The 17,037-nt window shown below is 67.7% G+C and carries 14 protein-coding genes; 9 read left to right on the top strand and 5 right to left on the bottom strand.

All coding sequences use genetic code 11. From position 1 onward, the window contains the following. Nucleotides 1–121: 121 nt before the first annotated feature. Both ftsZ and lpxC read left to right on the top strand, forming a co-directional pair. Nucleotides 122–1,342 carry a cell division protein FtsZ gene (ftsZ, locus tag H4F98_RS00845; RefSeq protein WP_182684771.1) on the top strand — a complete coding sequence of 407 codons (1,221 nt, stop codon included), beginning with the start codon at nucleotides 122–124 and terminating at the stop codon, nucleotides 1,340–1,342. Between the two features lie 248 nt (nucleotides 1,343–1,590). Next, complete coding sequence (gene lpxC / locus H4F98_RS00850) at nucleotides 1,591–2,502, top strand: UDP-3-O-acyl-N-acetylglucosamine deacetylase (protein WP_182684772.1); 912 nt, start codon at nucleotides 1,591–1,593, stop codon at nucleotides 2,500–2,502. Nucleotides 2,503–2,785: 283 nt separating this feature from the next. Here the strand turns inward: lpxC and H4F98_RS00855 are convergent, their stop codons facing one another. Next, nucleotides 2,786–3,232: a DciA family protein gene (locus tag H4F98_RS00855; RefSeq protein WP_220479026.1), complete on the bottom strand. Its 447-nt coding sequence runs from the start codon at nucleotides 3,230–3,232 to the stop codon at nucleotides 2,786–2,788. Nucleotides 3,233–3,239: 7 nt separating this feature from the next. Here H4F98_RS00855 and H4F98_RS00860 point away from each other — a divergent pair, with 7 nt between their 5' ends. From H4F98_RS00860 to H4F98_RS00870, 3 genes are all read left to right on the top strand, one after another. After that, nucleotides 3,240–4,148, top strand: coding sequence for a M23 family metallopeptidase (locus tag H4F98_RS00860; RefSeq protein ID WP_182684773.1), 909 nt, complete (start codon nucleotides 3,240–3,242; stop codon nucleotides 4,146–4,148). A 592-nt stretch (nucleotides 4,149–4,740) separates the two neighbouring features. Continuing rightward, entirely contained in the window at nucleotides 4,741–7,485 is a 2,745-nt protein-coding gene (gene secA, locus H4F98_RS00865; RefSeq protein ID WP_182684774.1) for a preprotein translocase subunit SecA, read from the top strand. 117 nt (nucleotides 7,486–7,602) lie between these two features. Then, entirely contained in the window at nucleotides 7,603–8,547 is a 945-nt protein-coding gene (locus H4F98_RS00870; protein WP_182684895.1) for a Nudix family hydrolase, read from the top strand. A gap of 78 nt (nucleotides 8,548–8,625) precedes the next feature. Here the strand turns inward: H4F98_RS00870 and coaE are convergent, their stop codons facing one another. The 4 genes from coaE to pilB are packed head-to-tail and all read right to left on the bottom strand — an operon-like array spanning nucleotide 8,626 to nucleotide 13,161. Then, nucleotides 8,626–9,234, bottom strand: a complete 609-nt coding sequence (gene coaE / locus H4F98_RS00875; protein ID WP_182684775.1) for a dephospho-CoA kinase — start codon at nucleotides 9,232–9,234, stop codon at nucleotides 8,626–8,628. 52 nt (nucleotides 9,235–9,286) lie between these two features. Beyond that, the gene (locus tag H4F98_RS00880; protein WP_182684776.1) at nucleotides 9,287–10,150 is read right to left on the bottom strand and encodes a prepilin peptidase; all 864 of its coding nucleotides are present in this window, start codon (nucleotides 10,148–10,150) and stop codon (nucleotides 9,287–9,289) included. Nucleotides 10,151–10,182: 32 nt separating this feature from the next. Beyond that, a complete protein-coding gene (locus H4F98_RS00885; protein WP_182684777.1) occupies nucleotides 10,183–11,439 on the bottom strand; it encodes a type II secretion system F family protein in 1,257 nt (418 codons plus the stop codon). A gap of 3 nt (nucleotides 11,440–11,442) precedes the next feature. Further along, nucleotides 11,443–13,161 (bottom strand): type IV-A pilus assembly ATPase PilB, encoded by a 1,719-nt coding sequence (pilB, locus tag H4F98_RS00890; protein WP_182684778.1) that lies wholly within the window; start codon nucleotides 13,159–13,161, stop codon nucleotides 11,443–11,445. A 123-nt stretch (nucleotides 13,162–13,284) separates the two neighbouring features. Here pilB and H4F98_RS00895 point away from each other — a divergent pair, with 123 nt between their 5' ends. The 4 genes from H4F98_RS00895 to H4F98_RS00910 all read left to right on the top strand — a co-directional run bounded on the left by H4F98_RS00895 (nucleotide 13,285) and on the right by H4F98_RS00910 (nucleotide 17,012). Beyond that, nucleotides 13,285–14,163, top strand: coding sequence for a glycosyltransferase family 2 protein (locus tag H4F98_RS00895; protein WP_182684779.1), 879 nt, complete (start codon nucleotides 13,285–13,287; stop codon nucleotides 14,161–14,163). A gap of 10 nt (nucleotides 14,164–14,173) precedes the next feature. Further along, nucleotides 14,174–14,881 carry a class I SAM-dependent methyltransferase gene (locus H4F98_RS00900; RefSeq protein ID WP_182684780.1) on the top strand — a complete coding sequence of 236 codons (708 nt, stop codon included), beginning with the start codon at nucleotides 14,174–14,176 and terminating at the stop codon, nucleotides 14,879–14,881. Nucleotides 14,882–14,964: 83 nt separating this feature from the next. Continuing rightward, entirely contained in the window at nucleotides 14,965–16,086 is a 1,122-nt protein-coding gene (locus tag H4F98_RS00905; RefSeq protein ID WP_343064702.1) for a glycosyltransferase, read from the top strand. Beyond that, nucleotides 16,083–17,012: a glycosyltransferase gene (locus H4F98_RS00910; RefSeq protein ID WP_182684782.1), complete on the top strand. Its 930-nt coding sequence runs from the start codon at nucleotides 16,083–16,085 to the stop codon at nucleotides 17,010–17,012. Before H4F98_RS00905 ends, H4F98_RS00910 begins: the two co-directional genes overlap by 4 nt. Nucleotides 17,013–17,037 lie beyond the last annotated feature (25 nt).

Below are 17,037 nucleotides of genomic sequence, written 5' to 3' on the forward strand. Positions count from 1 at the left end.
AGGCAGCAGGAAAACCCTAAAAAAACGTCAGTGGTCGGCATGAGTGAAGTGTGAGAGGTGCAAACCTCCAATCACGAATCACCATTCACGAATCACGGCACCTACAAGAGAGGACGAGGACATGGCACATTTCGAACTGGTAGAGAGCATGGCGCCCAACGCCATCATCAAGGTCATTGGCGTGGGCGGTGGCGGCGGCAACGCCGTGGCCCACATGGTCAGCAGCAACGTCGACGGGGTGGAGTTCATCACCGCCAACACCGACTCGCAGGCGATCAAGAACTGCGGCGCCAAGCTGCAGTTGCAGCTGGGCAGCAACGTCACCAAGGGCCTGGGCGCGGGCGCCAATCCCGAGGTCGGCCGGCAGGCCGCGCTCGAGGACCGCGAGCGCCTGATGGATGCGATGGAAGGCGCGGACATGGTGTTCATCACCGCCGGCATGGGCGGCGGCACCGGCACCGGCGCGGCGCCCGTCGTGGCGCAGCTGGCCAAGGAGATGGGCATCCTGACCGTCGCCGTGGTCACCAAGCCGTTCCCGTTCGAGGGGCGCCGCCGCATGCAGGTGGCGCTGAAGGGCATCGAGGAGCTGAGCCACCACTGCGACTCGCTCATCACGATCCCGAACGAGAAGCTGATCACCGTCCTGGGTCGCAACGCGACGATGATCCAGGCCTTCCGCGCCGCCAACGACGTGCTGCAGGGCGCGGTGCAGGGCATCGCCGACCTGATCGTCCGCCCGGGCCTGATCAACGTCGACTTCGCCGACGTGCGCACGGTCATGTCCGAGATGGGCCTGGCCATGATGGGCACCGGTGCCGCACGCGGCGACGACCGCGCGCAGGCCGCCGCCGAGGCCGCGGTGCAGAACCCGCTCCTCGACGACGTCAACCTGTCGGGCGCCAATGGCATCCTGGTCAACATCACCGCGGGCCCGGACTTCACCATGGCGGAGTTCGACGAGGTCGGCCGCACGGTCGAGCAGTTCGCCTCCGAGGACGCCACCGTGGTCATCGGTACCGTGCTCGACCCGGACATGCAGGACGAGGTCAAGGTCACCGTCGTGGCGACCGGCCTCAACCGCGCGGTGGCCAAGCAGGGCCGGCCGAACGAGCAGCGCGCGCCGATCCAGCTGGTCCGCAACGGCACCACCGGCCAGCCCGAGTTCAGCGCCATGGACGACGTGGCCCCGGCCACCGCCCCCAGCTTCGGCGGCAGCCTGCGTCGTGGCGGCGCCGCCGCGCACGAGGCCCCGGCCCCGGCGCCCGCGGCGGATGTCGCCGATTTCGGCGGCAGCGGCGACTACCTGGACATCCCGGCCTTCCTGCGTCGCCAGGCGGACTGAGCGTCCCGCCCGGCCCAAAGCCAGGCACCCCACGGGCCGGACTCGTCCCCGGCCCCTGGAACATTGGTCCCGGACCCCGTGTCCGGGGCGTTTTGACCGTCCCGTCACGGCGGGTCGGTCAGTTTCGCAACTTCGAGTGACACCCGGGCGACAGGGCCGGCTTTTCGTTCAGGTTCAGCTACCTGCATGATATTCTCGCCGTCACCTGACGCCCCCGCGTCCCCCGTCACAAGGCTCCCCGACCGACCATGCTGCGCCAGCGCACCCTCAAGAACGTGATCCGCGCCACCGGCGTGGGCCTGCACAGCGGCGAGAAGGTGTTCCTGACGCTGCGCCCGGGCCCGGTCGATGGCGGCATCGTGTTCCGGCGCGTCGACCTCGACCCGGTGGTCGAGCTGCCCGCGCACGCGGACCTGGTGACCGAGACCATGCTGTGCACCGGCCTCAGCCGTGGCGATGGCAAGGTGATGACCGTCGAGCACCTGATGTCGGCGATGGCCGGGCTGGGCATCGACAACGCGATCGTCGACCTGTCCGCGCCCGAAGTGCCGATCATGGACGGTTCGGCCGGACCCTTCGTGTTCCTCCTGCAGTCGGCCGGGATCGTCGAGCAGGACGCGCCCAAGCGCTTCATCCGCATCAAGCACCCGGTGGAAGTGCGCGATGGCGACAAGATCGCCCGCTTCACCCCGCACGACGGCTTCCGGATCGGCTTCACGGTCGAGTTCGACCATCCGGCCATTCCCTCTTCGCAGTCGCGGGCGGAGGTCGAGTTCTCCACTGCGTCCTATGTCAAGGAAGTCAGCCGCGCGCGTACCTTCGGCTTCATGCGCGACCTGGAGTTCATGCGCGAGCGCAACCTCGGCCTGGGCGGTTCGATGGACAACGCGATCGTGCTGGACGAGTTCCGCGTCCTCAACGAAGACGGCCTGCGATACGCCGACGAGTTCGTACGGCACAAGATCCTCGATGCCGTCGGCGACCTCTACCTCGCCGGCCGGCCGATCATCGGGGCGTACGAGGGCTTCAAGTCCGGCCACGCCCTGAACAACAAGCTGGTCCGCGCGCTGATGGCCGAGACCTCGGCCTGGGACGAAGTCACCTATGCCGGGGACGAGCCCGAGCCGGTGGCCTACGCGCCCGCGCCCGCCGGCGCCTGATCCCCCTCGTTCGAAGCATGGCGGCCGGCAGGCCGAGCGGACGCCCACCTGCGGCGCGTCCGTTCAGTTCGCAGTCACTTTGACGTGGTTCTTGGCACGAAATTAACGTGCCTCCGTCACAGACGTGAATACACGCCCTCGTGTTAACCAATATTTAACAAAATATTTCTTATTTGTTATCTATTAGTTAACAAACACGGGCGAAGCGCTCAGTAGGATTTCACGTCGCTTTGTCATCGACGGTGCAAGTCGGATACCGACCTGCTCGCGGGGAGAGCACTTTTCACGACTCGCCGTCCTCTTCGGGGGCCGGTCGAAGCGTATCGAGTGCCGCCTGCAGGGCTCTCCGGCTTTGCGATGACAGGGGGATGGCCTGAAGCGGTGCCCGTTCCGGCGGTGCATGGGGGGTCGAGGAGACCTTGACCACCACTTCGGTCGCAACAAGCCCGATGGAGCGGGCCACGTCGAGCAGTTCCGGGGCCGCAAGCCTCAGTTTGGTCCGCCAGACAGGAGCGTCGACGACAAAAACCAGTGTGCCTTCCTTCACGTTAGCCAAGCGCGCGTGCGGGGCAAGTGAAGGAGGCAGGTGGGGATGTAGGCGACGGTCGAGTTCGCCCAGCCATTCGGCTCGGCGGATCGGATCGCCGGCAGGTTCCGACAGCAACGCGCTCAGCGCGTCCTGCGGAGACGACTGGCGGCGGTGCTTCGACTTGGCTTTGGAATCAGACATCGGACTTATGACCTTCAATACATTTCAATCGCCGCGACGTACTGCCACCGGTCTGCTCGACCGCGGGCACCGCCTCGGCGCATCACGCCCCGGCCTCTATGCCTCGGTCCTCCTGGTGGCGGGCCTCGGCCTCGGACTGGGTGCCGCGGCCTTCGGCACCGCAACGCTCCGCGCCCAGGTCGCCGACCAGCAGGCGCAGATCGAGGATACCCGTCGCGAGGCGCAGCGCGAGGTGAACGCGCTTGCCGCCCGCCTCGGCGAGCTGCAGGCCGAGGCCAATCGCCTCAATGCCCTGGGCGAGCGCCTGACGCGCATCGGCCAGCTGCAGGACGGCGAGTTCGACTTCGAGAAGCCGGTCGGCGTCGGTGGCGCCGGGCCGGTGGAAGATATCAGCAAGCCCGAGCTCGACGAAGGCCTCGAGCAGCTCGACGCGCAGTTCGATGCCGCGGGCGAACAGCTCTCGGTGCTCGAGTCGCTGCTGTTCACCCGCCAGCTCGACCTCAACGCGGTGCCCTCGCGTTCGCCGGTCGCGCGCAGCTACATCACTTCGGGCTTCGGCTATCGCGCCGATCCGTTCCGCGGTGGTCGCGCGCTGCACAAGGGGCTGGATTTCGACGCCAACACCGGCGACGCGGTCTTCGCCGTCGCCGACGGCGTGGTCAGCTACTCCGGCCTGCGCTCGGGCTACGGCAAGGTGGTCGAGGTCGACCATGGCAACGGCTACGTCACGCGTTATGCGCACAATTCGCGCCTGACCCGAAAGGTCGGCGAGCTGGTACGTGCGGGGCAGGAGATCGCCAAGGCCGGTTCGACCGGGCGCTCCACCGGTGCCCACGTGCACTTCGAGGTCTGGGAGAACGGGCGGGTCGTGAACCCGCGCAACTTCCTCAACCAGCAGTCGCCGCTGAAGGGCTGAGCCCGGACGCCAGGTGGCCACCGATGCGCCGCGCCCCCCGGGGTGCGGCGTCGTCGTTTCCGGGCGCGGATATTCGCGTCGCCGCGGATGCACGGTTCTGCGGGCAGGCGCCCTCGTTCCGGCACTCGGCCGCAGCTCCCGCGCGCTCGCCGGCTTGCACGGCATGCCTTGCAGGCAAGCCTCCTCGTTCCGGCCCTTCGCGGCACAGCCGCTACGGGCGCTCGGAAGCCTACGAGGCAATGCCTTGTAAGCAGGCTTCTTCGTTCCGGCCCTTCGCGGCACAGCCGCTCCGGGCGCTCGGAAGCCTACAAGGCGATCCCTTGTAAGCAGGCTTCCTCGTTCCGGCCCTTCGCGGCACAGCCGCTCCGGGCGCTCGGAAGCCTACAAGGCGATGCCTTGTAAGCAGGCTTCCTCGTTCCGGCCCTTCGCGGCACAGCCGCTCCGGGCGCTCGGAAGCCTACAAGGCGATGCCTTGTAAGCAGGCTTCCTCGCCCCCAGCTACAATCGGGGTGCCTAGGGCGCCCGGCGCCCTTTTCTATTGGTGGATCCGGTCGCGTGCCGATCCCCTTCACGAACACAACCGGTTCCGTCCATGCTCAACAACCTGCTTACCCGTGTCTTCGGCAGTCGCAACGACCGCCTGCTGCGCCAGCTCCAGCGCTCCGTCACCCGGATCAATGCCCTGGAACCGGAGATCGAGAAGCTTTCGGACGCTGAACTGCAGGCCAGGACGCCCGAGTTCCAGAAGCGCATCCAGGACGGCGAGTCCCTCGACAAGATCCTGCCGGAAGCCTTCGCGGTCTGCCGCGAGGCCTCGCGCCGCGTGCTGGGCATGCGCCACTACGACGTGCAGCTGATCGGCGGCATGGTCCTGCACCTGGGCAAGATCGCCGAGATGCGCACCGGCGAGGGCAAGACCCTCGTCGCCACGCTCCCGGTCTACCTCAATGCGCTCGAGGGCAAGGGCGTGCACGTGGTCACCGTCAACGACTACCTCGCGCGGCGCGACTCGGCCTGGATGGGCAAGCTCTACAACTGGCTCGGCCTCAGCGTGGGCGTGGTCTACCCGGGCATGCCGCACGGCGACAAGCGCCAGGCCTACGCCGCCGACATCACCTACGGCACCAACAACGAGTTCGGCTTCGACTACCTGCGCGACAACATGGCGCTGTCGAAGGAGGACAAGCACCAGCGCGAGCTCAACTACGCGATCGTGGACGAGGTGGATTCCATCCTGATCGACGAGGCGCGCACGCCGCTGATCATCTCCGGTCCGGCCGATGAATCGCCGGAGCTCTACATCAAGGTCAACCGCATCGTCCCGAACCTGGTCCGCCAGGAGAGCGAGGAAGGCGAGGGCGACTTCTGGGTCGACGAGAAGCAGAAGCAGGTGCACCTGTCCGAAGCCGGCCAGGAACATGCCGAGAAGCTGCTGCGCGACGCCGGCATCCTGCAGGGCGACGAGGACGCGCTGTACAGCGGCCAGAACCTCAGCGTCGTCCACCACCTCAATGCCGCCCTGCGCGCGCATGCGATCTACCAGCGCGACGTCGATTACATCGTGCGCGATGGCGAGGTCATCATCGTCGATGAGTTCACCGGCCGCACCCTGGCCGGCCGCCGCTGGTCCGATGGCCTGCACCAGGCGGTCGAGGCCAAGGAGGGCGTGCCGGTCCAGCGCGAGAACCAGACGCTGGCAAGCATCACCTTCCAGAACCTGTTCCGCATGTACAACAAGCTCTCGGGCATGACCGGCACCGCCGATACCGAGGCCTACGAATTCCAGAACATCTACGCGCTGGAAGTGGTGGTGATCCCCACCAACAAGCCGGTGCAGCGCAAGGACCACCCGGATGCGGTGTTCCTCAACCGCAACGGCAAGTACCGCGCGGTCGCCAACGAGATCAAGGACGCCAACGCCAAGGGCCAGCCGGTACTGGTCGGCACGACCTCGATCGAGGTCTCCGAGCTGCTCAGCCGGCAACTGCGCGAGGCGGGCATCCACCACGAAGTGCTCAACGCCAAGCAGCACGAGCGCGAGGCGCACATCATCGCCCAGGCCGGTCGCCCGGGCGCGATCACCATCGCCACCAACATGGCCGGCCGCGGTACCGACATCGTGCTCGGTGGCGCGCTCGATGCCGAGCTGGAGGCCCTGGAGGCGAGCACCGGCGCGCCCGTCGACGAAGTCACCCGCGCCCGCCTGAAATCCGAGTGGCAGGCCCGCCACGATGCGGTGAAGGAAGCCGGCGGCCTGCACATCATCGGCACCGAGCGCCACGAGAGCCGTCGCATCGACAACCAGTTGCGCGGCCGTGCCGGTCGCCAGGGCGATCCGGGCTCGTCGCGCTTCTACCTGTCGCTCGAAGACAACCTGATGCGCATCTTCGCGGCCGACTGGGTGCAGAAGGTAATGGCGCGGATGGGACTGAAGGAAGACGACATCATCGAGAGCGCGCTGGTGACCAAGCAGATCGCCAACGCGCAGAAGAAGGTCGAGGCGCACAACTTCGACATCCGCAAGAACCTGCTCGACTTCGACGACGTCAACAACGACCAGCGCAAGGTCATCTACGGCCAGCGCGACGAACTGCTCGAAGCCGAAAGCGTGCAGGACAACATCGAAGGGATCCGCGAGGACGTGGTCGCCGACATCGTCGCCCGCCACGTACCGGTGGACTCGGTCGACGAACAGTGGGACCTGCAGGGCCTGGAAGCCAGCCTGGAGCAGGAGCTGGGCGTCAAGGTCGCCGTGGCCGGGCTGGTTGCCGGCAGCGACGAGATCGATGCCGAGGGGATCGCCGAGCATGTGGCCAAGGCCGTCGAGGCGCACTTCGCCGAGCGCGAGGCGCAGCTGGGCAGCGAGACCACGCGCCAGCTCGAGAAGCACATCATGCTCAACGTGCTCGACCAGAACTGGAAGGAGCACCTGGCCCGCATGGACTACCTGCGCCAGGGCATCCACCTGCGCGGCTACGCGCAGAAGCAGCCCAAGCAGGAGTACAAGAAGGAGGCCTTCGAGCTTTTCAGCGAGATGCTCGACAAGGTCAAGCGCGAGGTCGTGACCCTGCTCGCCCGCGTGCGCATCCGCACCGAGGAGGAGATCGCCCTGATGGAGGCGCAGGAGCGCGCCGCCGCCGAGGCCAAGGCCCGGCAGATGCAGTTCCAGCACGCCGACGTGGGCGGCTATGGCGCCGACGAGGAAGCCGCGGCGGCTGCCGCGCCCGGCCAGGGCTTCCAGCAGGCGGCCCGAGCGATGCCGAAGGTGGGACGCAACGATCCCTGTCCCTGCGGTAGCGGCCAGAAGTACAAGCATTGCCATGGACAGCTCGACTGACGGAGGCTGTCCGAGCCCCTTTCCCCCGGCGGTTCGAGCGGGCGGGGAGGGGGCGGGAATCCCGAAGGACCGGCTGGCCCCGCGGGGTCGGCGCATGGAGCGCGCGTGAGCAAGCGGATGGTGGATGTGGTGGCCGGCGTCATACGCGACGCCCGTGGGCGCGTGCTCCTGACCCGGCGCACCGAAGGCCGTGATTTCGCCGGCCGCTGGGAGTTCCCGGGTGGCAAGCGCAAGCGGGGCGAGTCGCCCGAGGCGGCATTGGTACGGGAGCTGCGCGAGGAGCTGGGCATCGAGGCCGCGCCCGGCCCCCACCTGATCAGCGTGCCCCAGGAGTACCCGGACAAGCGCCTGCGCCTGGACGTGCGCGAGGTCGCCGAATGGGAAGGCACGCCGCGCGGCCGCGAACAGCAGGCCATGGTCTGGGTGCCCCTGGAGAAGCTCGCGCGCTACACCATGCCGCCCGCGGACGTGCCCGTGGTGGCGGCCCTGCAACAGGCCGACCGCTACCTGGTCACGCCCACGCCGGACGACGACGACGGCCACTGGCTGGGCGCGCTCGACGCCTCCCTGGCGGCGGGCGCCAGCCGGGTCCAGTTCCGCGCACCGGGCTTGCCGCCTGCGCGCTGGAAATCGCTTGCCTCCTCGGTCGCCAAGCGCTGTCGTCGCGCGGGTGCGCAAGTGCTGCTCAACGCCGACGTCGAACTTGCCCGCCTGCTCGGGGTGGGTGTCCACCTGACTTCGTCCCAGCTCATGGCCCTGGAAGCCCGGCCCCTGGCCGCGGACCTGCCGGTCGGGGCGTCTTGCCATGACCTGCAGGAATTGCGGAAGGCCGAGGCCCTGGGGTGCGATTTCGCGGTACTGGGTACCCTGAAGCCCACGCCCAGCCACCCGGGGAACGCGGGCATCGGCTGGGACGGGTTCTCCCGACTGCGCGAACAGGTCTCGCTGCCGATCTACGCGATCGGCGGCCTCGGCCCGGGCGACATGGACGATGCGCGCCAGCATGGCGCGCAGGGCATCGCGGCGATCCGCGGCTTGTGGGCCGACGCCGTCGCGGCGTAGGAAAAAACTCCGACGTCCGCGCGCGGAGCGCAGTCGTGCACTGCTTCGGCGGCGGCAGGTGACGGCTTCCCGGGTCGCTCAGCCCGCCAGTTGGCGGTAGCGCCGGTCCAGGGCCGCGACATGCGACGGAAGCGCGCCCAGGCCGCCGTCATTGACGATGACGTCGTCGGCGAGTCCGAGCCGTTGCGCCCGGGTTGCCTGGGCCTGGATCATGCGCTGGGCGAGGGCGTCGTCGATGCCGTCGCGTTCCACGAGGCGCTGGCGCTGTACGTCCGTGGGGACATCGACCACGAGGATCCGGTCCAGCCACGGGTAGGCATCGCGTCCCCCGCCCTCGGCCAGCAGCGGGATCGCGGCGAGCACGTAGGGCCCCCCGGCGGCCGCGCACCTGGACTGAAGGTAACGGCGTACGCGCGGGTGGATGATTGCCTCCAGTCGTCGCCGGGCGTCGACATCGCCAAAGACCCGCGCCCGCATCGCGGCGCGGTCCAGGTCGCCCGAGGCGTCCAGGACGTCCTTGCCGAACACGTCGACGACCTCCGCGAGCCCGTCCGACCCGCGGGCCACGGCATCGCGCGCGGCGACATCGGCATCGGCGACTTCCACTCCCCTGGCCTCGAAGAGCCGGGTGACGGTGGTCTTGCCCGATGCGACGCCGCCGGTCACGCCGATGATGTAATCGCTCATGCCTGCATTATGCCGCGGAAGCCCGCGCCGCCGATGGCGCGCGCGTCAGGGCTCAGCCGAAGCCGGAATAGCGCAGGTAGCCGCCCACGATCCAGTCGCCCCAGAAGAACACGATCCACCCGGCGATGGCCAGGTACGGCCCGAAGGGGATGGGCGTGGCCTTGTCGCGGCCCTTGGCCGCCAGCCAGATCGAGCCGATGATCGCACCCACCAGGGAGGAGATGAGGATCGTCGGGAGGATGCCCTTCAGGCCCACCCAGGCGCCGATGGCCGCCAGCAGCTTGAAGTCGCCATGGCCCATGCCCTCCTTGCCGGTGATCTGCTTGAACACCCACCAGACCGACCACAGGCTCAGGTAGCCGCCGACCGCGCCCAGCAGGGCCGGCTTGGTGCCCATGTACAGGTTATCCGCGCTCGCGATCAGCCCCAGCCACATCAGGGGCAGGGTCAACTGGTCGGGCAGCAGCTGGGTGCGCAGGTCGATTCCCGACATCGCGATGAGGAAGCAGCTGAAAAGCGCCGCACCGAAGCCCTGCCAGCCGAATCCGAACTGCCAGACGCTCACGAGCGCCAGCAGCATGGTCAGCATTTCCACCAGGGGGTACTGGACGGAGATCCGGGTCTTGCAGCCCCGGCATCGGCCGCCCTGGATCGCCCAGCTGAACACCGGGATGTTCTCGTACCAGCTCAGCTGGCGCTTGCATTGCGGGCAGTGCGAGCGTTCGACCACGATGCCCGGTGGGGGTGGATCATAGGTCTCGGGCTCGCCCAGGACTTCACGGCTGTCGCGCTGCCATTCCCATTCCAGGCGCTTGGGCAGGCGCAGGATGACGACGTTGAGGAAGCTGCCCACCAGCAGCCCGAGACCGGCCACCAGCGGATAGCCGATGGCCGGGTTCTGGTCGAGGAAAGCCATGGATCAGGTCGCTTCCGGGGTCAGGGCCTGCATCAGACGGTCGCGGCCAGCTTGAAGATGGGCAGGTACATACCGATCACCATGCCGCCGACGAGGACGCCGAGCACGACCATGATGAGCGGTTCGAGGAGGCTGGACAGTGCGTCCACGGCATTGTTGACCTCTTCCTCGTAGTACTCGGCGACCTTGTAGAGCATCGAGTCCAACGCACCGGCTTCCTCGCCGATCGCGGCCATCTGGACGACCATGTGCGGGAACAGGTTGGTCTGCTTCATGGCCATGTTGACCTGGTAGCCGACGGCGACGTCGTCGCGGATGCTGTGCACGGCCTTTTCGTAGACGATATTGCCGGTGGCACCGGCCACGGTGTCCAGGGCCTCCACCAGCGGCACGCCCGCCTGGAAGGTGACCGCGAGGGTCCGGGCGAAGCGGGCGATCGCGGACTGGTGCATGATCTGCCCGATGATCGGCAGCTTGAGGATCAGGCGGTCCAGGAAGTGGGCGAACGCCGGCGACCGGTTCTTGAGCATGATGAAGGCCACGCCACTGCCGATGATGATGAACAGCATCAGCCACCAGTAGCCGATCATGAAGTCGCTGGCGGCCAGGATCAGCTGGGTGAACGCCGGCAGCTCGGCGCCGAAGCTGGCGAAGGTCGACTCGAACTGCGGCACGACGAACACCAGCAGGATGGCGCTCACGATCATGGCCACCGCGACCACGGCCGCCGGGTAGAACAAGGCCTTCTTGATCTTGCCCTTCAGGCTCTCGATGTTCTCCTTGTAGCTGGCCACCGTGTCGAGCACGGTCTCGAGCACGCCGGCCGACTCGCCGGCCCGCACCAGGTTGCGGAACAGCTCGTCGAACTGCACGGGGTGCTTGCTCAGTGCCTCGTGCAGGGACAGGCCGCTTTCCAGGTCGGAGCGGATCGTGTTGAGCATGTTCTTCATGCGGGGGTTCTTCTGCCCACCCGCCATGATCTCGAGCGAGGTCACGATCGGGACGCCGGACTTCATCATCGTCGCGGTCTGGCGTGCGAAGAACGCGATGTCGCGAGGCGTGATGCGCTTGCCGGCGGCGCCGAACAACGGCTTGCCCTTGACCTTGACCACCCGCGGAGTGATGCCCTGGCGCCGCAGCTCCGCACGCAGCATGTTGGCGTTCTTGGCGGGCTGTTCGCCCTTCATCACCTTGCCGCGCTTGTCGGTGCCCTCCCAGACGAACATGTCCTGGGGAGCGGCGCGCCGGGTGGCGGGAGGGGTCTTGGCAACTGTACGGGTCGCGGACATGGCTTAGTCCTTGGTAACGCGGTTGATTTCGGAAAGGCTGGTGATGCCGTTCTTGACTTTGAGCAGGGCGGACTGGCGGAGGTCCTTGACGCCGGCCTGCTGCGCGGCCTCGGCGATCTGCATGGCGTTGCCGCCGGCCAGCACGATGGTCTGGATCTCGTCCGACATCGGCATGACCTGGTAGATGCCGGTACGGCCCTTGAAGCCCTCGGTGCAGTCGGGGCAGCCCCCGGCCTCGTACAGCGTCAGGCCTTCGTCGATCTCTTCCTGGGTGAAGCCTTCGGCGAGCAGCGCATGGTCGGGCAGGTCGACGGGCTTCTTGCAGTCGTGCAGGCGCCGCGCCAGCCGCTGCGCGATGACCAGGGTGACCGAGGAGGTGATGTTGAACGGCGCCACGCCCATGTTCATCAAGCGGGAGATGGTCTGTGGCCCGTCGTTGGTATGCAGGGTGGACAGCACCATGTGGCCGGTCTGCGCTGCCTTGATGCCGATCTCGGCGGTCTCGAGGTCGCGGATCTCGCCCACCATGATCACGTCCGGATCCTGTCGCAGGAAGCTGCGCAGCGCGGCGGCGAAGGTCATGCCGCGCTTGATGTTCATCTGGACCTGGTTGATGCCGGGTACACGTATTTCGACCGGATCCTCGACCGTCGAGATGTTGCGGCTGTCGTCGTTGAGCATATTCAACGCGGTGTACAGCGACACCGTCTTGCCGGAGCCGGTGGGGCCTGTGACCAGGACCATGCCGTAGGGCTTGTGGATCGCATCGATGAAGAGCTTCTTCTGCTCCTCCTCGTATCCGAGCTTGTCGATGCCGAGCTTGGCGGCGCTGCCGTCGAGGATTCGAAGCACGATCTTCTCGCCGAACAGGGTCGGCAAGGTGCTCATTCGGAAGTCGATCTGCTTGCTCTTGGAGAGGTTCAGCTTGATGCGACCGTCCTGCGGGACGCGCTTCTCGGCGATGTCCAGCTGCGCCATCACCTTCAGGCGCGCGGAGATGCGCTGCTGCAGCTTGGTCGGTGCCTTGGCGACCTGCTTGAGCAGGCCGTCGATGCGCAGGCGCACCCGGTACTCGGTTTCGTAAGGCTCGAAGTGGATGTCGGACGCGCCGCGGCGGATCGCGTCCACCAGCACCTTGTTGACGAACTTGACGACGGGGGTGTCGTCGCCCTTGGCGTCGACGCCGGATTCGCCGCTGCCGTCGTCATCGACCCCGCCGACCTCGAGGTTCTCCAGGCCCTCGTCGTCCGAGCCTTCGAGCGCGCCCGCGGAGTCGAGCCAGCGCTCGAGGTTGCGCTTGATCGCTTCCTCGTCGACCAGGACCGCGTCGACGGCGAGGTTGGTCTGGAACTTGATCTCGTCGAGCGCGTGGATGTTGGTGGGGTCGGCGATGCCGACGAACAGTCGGTTGCCACGCTTGAACAGGGGCAGCACGTTGTGCTTGCGGACCAGTTCCTCGTTCACCACGCTGATGGCCGACTGGGTCGGATCGAGCGTGCCCGGATCGAACACGGGCATGCCGAATTCCACGGAATTGGCGGCGGCCAGGGCCGGCTGCGCGATCAGGCGCTTCTCCACCAGGTAGGTGGCGAGGGGCTTCTTCTCCGCTGTCGCGGCCGCCATGGCTTCACGCGCGACCGTCTCGTCCAGGGCCCCGTCCATGACCAGGCGCCGGGCAATGCCGGTGATACCCACCAAGTTGGCGGTCGAAACCGTGTTCATCTGGCCCCCAGACACTCTCCCCGGGTCGACTTTACCGCAATCCCGGGCTTTGGCGAACGGACGGAGCGCACCTTTCTGGAACGCGGTTTCAGGGTACTCTTTCGCACGATGAAAGGGGGATGCATGCGCGTTACCGTGGTTTTACCTGCAAAGAACGAGTCCGCTGGCCTGGCGATGACCTTGCCGGCGCTCGCCGGGGCGGTGCCGGGCGCGGAGGTGATCGTGGTCGACGACGGGTCCACCGATGATACGGCGGCCGTGGCGACGCTTCACGGGGCCACGGTGCTTTCCTCGCCCTATTCGATGGGCAATGGTGCGGCGATCAAGCGCGGGGCGCGCGCGGCCCGGGGCGATGTCATCGTATTCATGGACGCGGACGGGCAGCATGACCCGGCGCACATCCCCCTGCTGCTCGAGCGGATCGAGGCGGGCTACGACCTTGTCGTCGGTGCCCGGGACGGGACCGGGCAGGCCAACCTCCACCGGGGCCTGGCCAACCGGTTCTACAACACGCTGGCCACCTGGATGACCGGACACAAGGTGCTCGACCTGACCTCGGGCTTCCGTGCCGTCCGCGCCGACAGGTTCCGCGAGTTCCTGCACCTGTTGCCCAACGGTTTCAGCTATCCGACGACCAGCACCATGGCGTTCTTCAGGAGTGCCTATCCCGTCGCCTACGTCCCCATGGCCGTGTCCCGTCGCGTGGGTACCAGCAGCCATATCCGCCCGTTCCGCGATGGCGTGCGTTTCCTGCTGATCATCTTCAGGATCGCCACCCTGTATTCGCCCTTGAAACTGTTCGCGCCTGCTTCGGCCGCGTTCCTGGCGACGGGCCTGGGCTATTACGCCTGGACGTTCCTGACAACGGGGCGGTTCACGAACATGAGCGCGTTGTTGCTCAGCGCCGCAGTGATCATCTTCCTGATCGGCCTGGTGTCGGAGCAGATCACCGGCCTGACATACCTGGCGTCGCGCCTCGACTCCGAGCACCCCCGGCCCTGACGTGCCTGCGATGAACATGCTGCGCGTCGTCGCGAACTGGTTCTCCAGCACGCCGCTGCACCCGCAGTGGCTGATGGAGGACAGGGTGGTTCCGCCCGAGGTCGCCGGTTCGAGGGGCGTCGTGCTCGACATCGGCTCGGCCACGCGCTGGTTGCGGAGCCGGCTCGATCCCGACGCCTCCTATGTCGCGCTCGACTATCCCGCGACGGCGACGGCGCTTTATGGCACGCGGCCCGACGTGCATGCCGACGCCCGCGCGTTGCCGATCGCGACGGCATCGATCGACGTGGTCGTGTGCCTGGAAGTGCTCGAGCACGTCGAGTCGCCGGAGCGCGCCCTGGAGGAAATGCACCGCGTCCTCAAGCCCGGAGGGATCGCGATGGTTTCGATGCCGTTCCTCTATCCCGTGCACGACGCACCGCACGACTTCCAGCGATGGACTTCACATGGTTGGATGGCGCGGGCAGGGCAGGCCGGGTTCAAGGTCAGGCGCCTCGAGCCGGTCGGGCACTCCATCCACGCCGCGGCGGTGCTGGCGGCCCTCGCCGTGACAGGCCCGCTGCAGGGCGCGCGCGCCGGCAGCCTCTCGTGGCGCCTGCCCCTTGCCGTGCCGATCGTGCTGCTGGTCAACCTCTCGGCCTGTTGCCTTGCCTGGTTCTGGCCGCGCTGGTCCGCCATGTGCACCGGGCATCGCCTGCTGCTCGAGAAGGGACCATGAGCACGGCGTCCCCCCGCAGGCCGCGCCTGCTTGTGCTGGCCTCCACCTATCCCCGCTGGCCGGATGACCCCGAGCCGGCTTTCGTGCACGAACTGGCCAAGCGGCTGGTGGACGCGTTCGAGGTGACGGTGCTGTGCCCCCATGCCAGGGGAGCCGCGGCGAGGGAATGCATGGACGGGGTCCAGGTGATCCGCTACCGCTATGCGCCGGAACGCCTTGAAGTGCTGGTGAACGACGGTGGCATCGTCAACAACCTGAGGCGGCGACCCTGGACCGCGCTGCTGGTGCCGGCCTTCGTCCTGTGCCAGGCGGTGGCGCTCGCGGCCCTGGTGCGCCGATGGCGGCCCGAGGTGATCCATGCCCATTGGCTGGTGCCCCAGGGATTCCTTGCCGCTGCCCTGCGGGGGTGGGGAGGCACGTCGATCCCTTACCTCGTGACCTCACACGGTGCCGACCTGTTCGCGCTGCGTGGCCGCGCGACGCGCTGGATGAAGCGGTTCGCCGCCAGGCGCGCGGCCTGTGTCGCGGTCGTCAGCGAGGGGATGCGCGAGGAAGCCGTTCGCGCGGGCGTGGCACCCACGGCGCTGAGGGTGATGCCCATGGGCGTCGATCTCGAGCACCGCTACGTGCCGGACCCCACGGTCGCCCGCAGGAAGGACGAGTTGCTGTTCGTCGGCCGCCTGGTCGAGAAGAAGGGCCTGGACGTACTGGTCTCGGCGATGCCGGAGGTGCTGGCCCGCCGGCCGGACGCGTCGCTGCGTGTTTTCGGCTTCGGTCCCGAGGAGGCGCGCTGCCGTTCGCTGGTCGCCGCACTGCGGCTCTCCGACGTCGTCACGTTCGAGGGGCCCGCCACGCAGGACCTGTTGCCCGCGGCATACCGACGCGCCGCGCTGTTCGTCGCGCCGTTCATGCGCGCATCCTCCGGAGACCAGGACGGATTGGGACTGGTGCTCATCGAGGCGTTGGGCTGCGGGTGTCCCGTGGTCGTCTCCGAGTTGCCCGCCACGCGGGGACTTGCCAGCACGGCATCCGGGATCGCGACGGTGCCCCCGGGCTGCCCGGACCGGCTTGCCCGCAAACTGGTCGAACTGCTCGAGTCGCCGCCGCCATGCGTGGGCGGCGTGGATGCATACGATTGGCGAAGGCGCGCGGCGGACCACGCCCGGGTACTGAAGTCGATCCTGCCAGCGGGACATGGCGAATGACGGCGGCACGTCCGGAGCTCGCGAAGCTCGCCTGCGTGACGGTCACCTACCACCCCGACGTGGCGGTCGTGGTCCGGCAGTTGCGACGGTTGCCCGCGGAGGCGACCAAGGTCGTGATCGACAATGCATCGCCCGAGGCCCTGTGGTCCGAGCTGGTCGGAGCCATGGGCGACATCGAACGGGTCCTGGCCATCCGGCTTGGCGAGAACCTCGGGCTCGCGGCCGCTGTCAATCGCGCGGCCGCAGAGGTCGCTCGCCGCACGGATGCGTCGTGGCTGTTGTTGCTGGACCAGGACAGCGAGCCCGGCGAGCACGCCGTGGAAGCGTTGGTCGAGGCGTTCCAGGACGCCTGGCGGTCGGGTGGGTGCCCCGCCGCGGTGGGGCCGCTGCTGCTGGATCCCGCGACCGGCCTGAGCCACGGTTTCCATTGCGTGTCGGGGTGGCGCTGGTCGAGGCGCTTCCCGGAGCACGGCAGCGCCCCTATGGCCTGCGCGGGCCTGAACGGTAGCGGCACGCTGACGCGATTGCAGTGCTTCATCGATTCGGGTGGATTGGACGAAGGGCTCTTCATCGACCACGTCGACACCGAGTGGGGATTCCGGATGACGTCGCGCGGCGCCAGCTTGCTCGGGGTTCCCGATTCGATCTTCATCCACAGGATGGGCGAGGCCAGCAAGCGCATATGGCTCGGGGGCTGGATGAACTGGCCGGTACGCTCGCCGCTTCGCCACCGGTACCTGTTCCGCAACACGATCGTGTTGCTCGGCCGGGACTACGTGCCCCGGGTATGGAAGGGCTGGGCGGTGATCAAGCTGCTCCTTTCGGCCGTCGTCGTGCTGATCACCGGGCCTGCGCGCCTGCACAATGCCGGCGCGATGCTCAGGGGCGTCCTTGATGGCCTGCGCGGCCGGCGTGGGCGGCTGTGATGCATCGCGGGTCGACTTCGGGGCG

It is taken from the genome of Marilutibacter spongiae (genome assembly GCF_014145325.1).
GTDB classification, from domain to species: Bacteria; Pseudomonadota; Gammaproteobacteria; order Xanthomonadales; family Xanthomonadaceae; genus Marilutibacter; species Marilutibacter spongiae.

Bases quoted from the DNA above. Each gene is read 5' to 3' on its own strand.
- ftsZ (WP_182684771.1), top strand. From the start codon at position 122: ATGGCACATTTCGAACTGGTAGAGAGCATGGCGCCCAACGCCATCATC.
- lpxC (WP_182684772.1), top strand. From the start codon at position 1,591: ATGCTGCGCCAGCGCACCCTCAAGAACGTGATCCGCGCCACCGGCGTG.
- H4F98_RS00855 (WP_220479026.1), bottom strand. From the start codon at position 3,232: ATGTCTGATTCCAAAGCCAAGTCGAAGCACCGCCGCCAGTCGTCTCCG.
- H4F98_RS00860 (WP_182684773.1), top strand. From the start codon at position 3,240: ATGACCTTCAATACATTTCAATCGCCGCGACGTACTGCCACCGGTCTG.
- secA (WP_182684774.1), top strand. From the start codon at position 4,741: ATGCTCAACAACCTGCTTACCCGTGTCTTCGGCAGTCGCAACGACCGC.
- H4F98_RS00870 (WP_182684895.1), top strand. From the start codon at position 7,603: ATGGTGGATGTGGTGGCCGGCGTCATACGCGACGCCCGTGGGCGCGTG.
- coaE (WP_182684775.1), bottom strand. From the start codon at position 9,234: ATGAGCGATTACATCATCGGCGTGACCGGCGGCGTCGCATCGGGCAAG.
- H4F98_RS00880 (WP_182684776.1), bottom strand. From the start codon at position 10,150: ATGGCTTTCCTCGACCAGAACCCGGCCATCGGCTATCCGCTGGTGGCC.
- H4F98_RS00885 (WP_182684777.1), bottom strand. From the start codon at position 11,439: ATGTCCGCGACCCGTACAGTTGCCAAGACCCCTCCCGCCACCCGGCGC.
- pilB (WP_182684778.1), bottom strand. From the start codon at position 13,161: ATGAACACGGTTTCGACCGCCAACTTGGTGGGTATCACCGGCATTGCC.
- H4F98_RS00895 (WP_182684779.1), top strand. From the start codon at position 13,285: ATGCGCGTTACCGTGGTTTTACCTGCAAAGAACGAGTCCGCTGGCCTG.
- H4F98_RS00900 (WP_182684780.1), top strand. From the start codon at position 14,174: ATGAACATGCTGCGCGTCGTCGCGAACTGGTTCTCCAGCACGCCGCTG.
- H4F98_RS00910 (WP_182684782.1), top strand. From the start codon at position 16,083: ATGACGGCGGCACGTCCGGAGCTCGCGAAGCTCGCCTGCGTGACGGTC.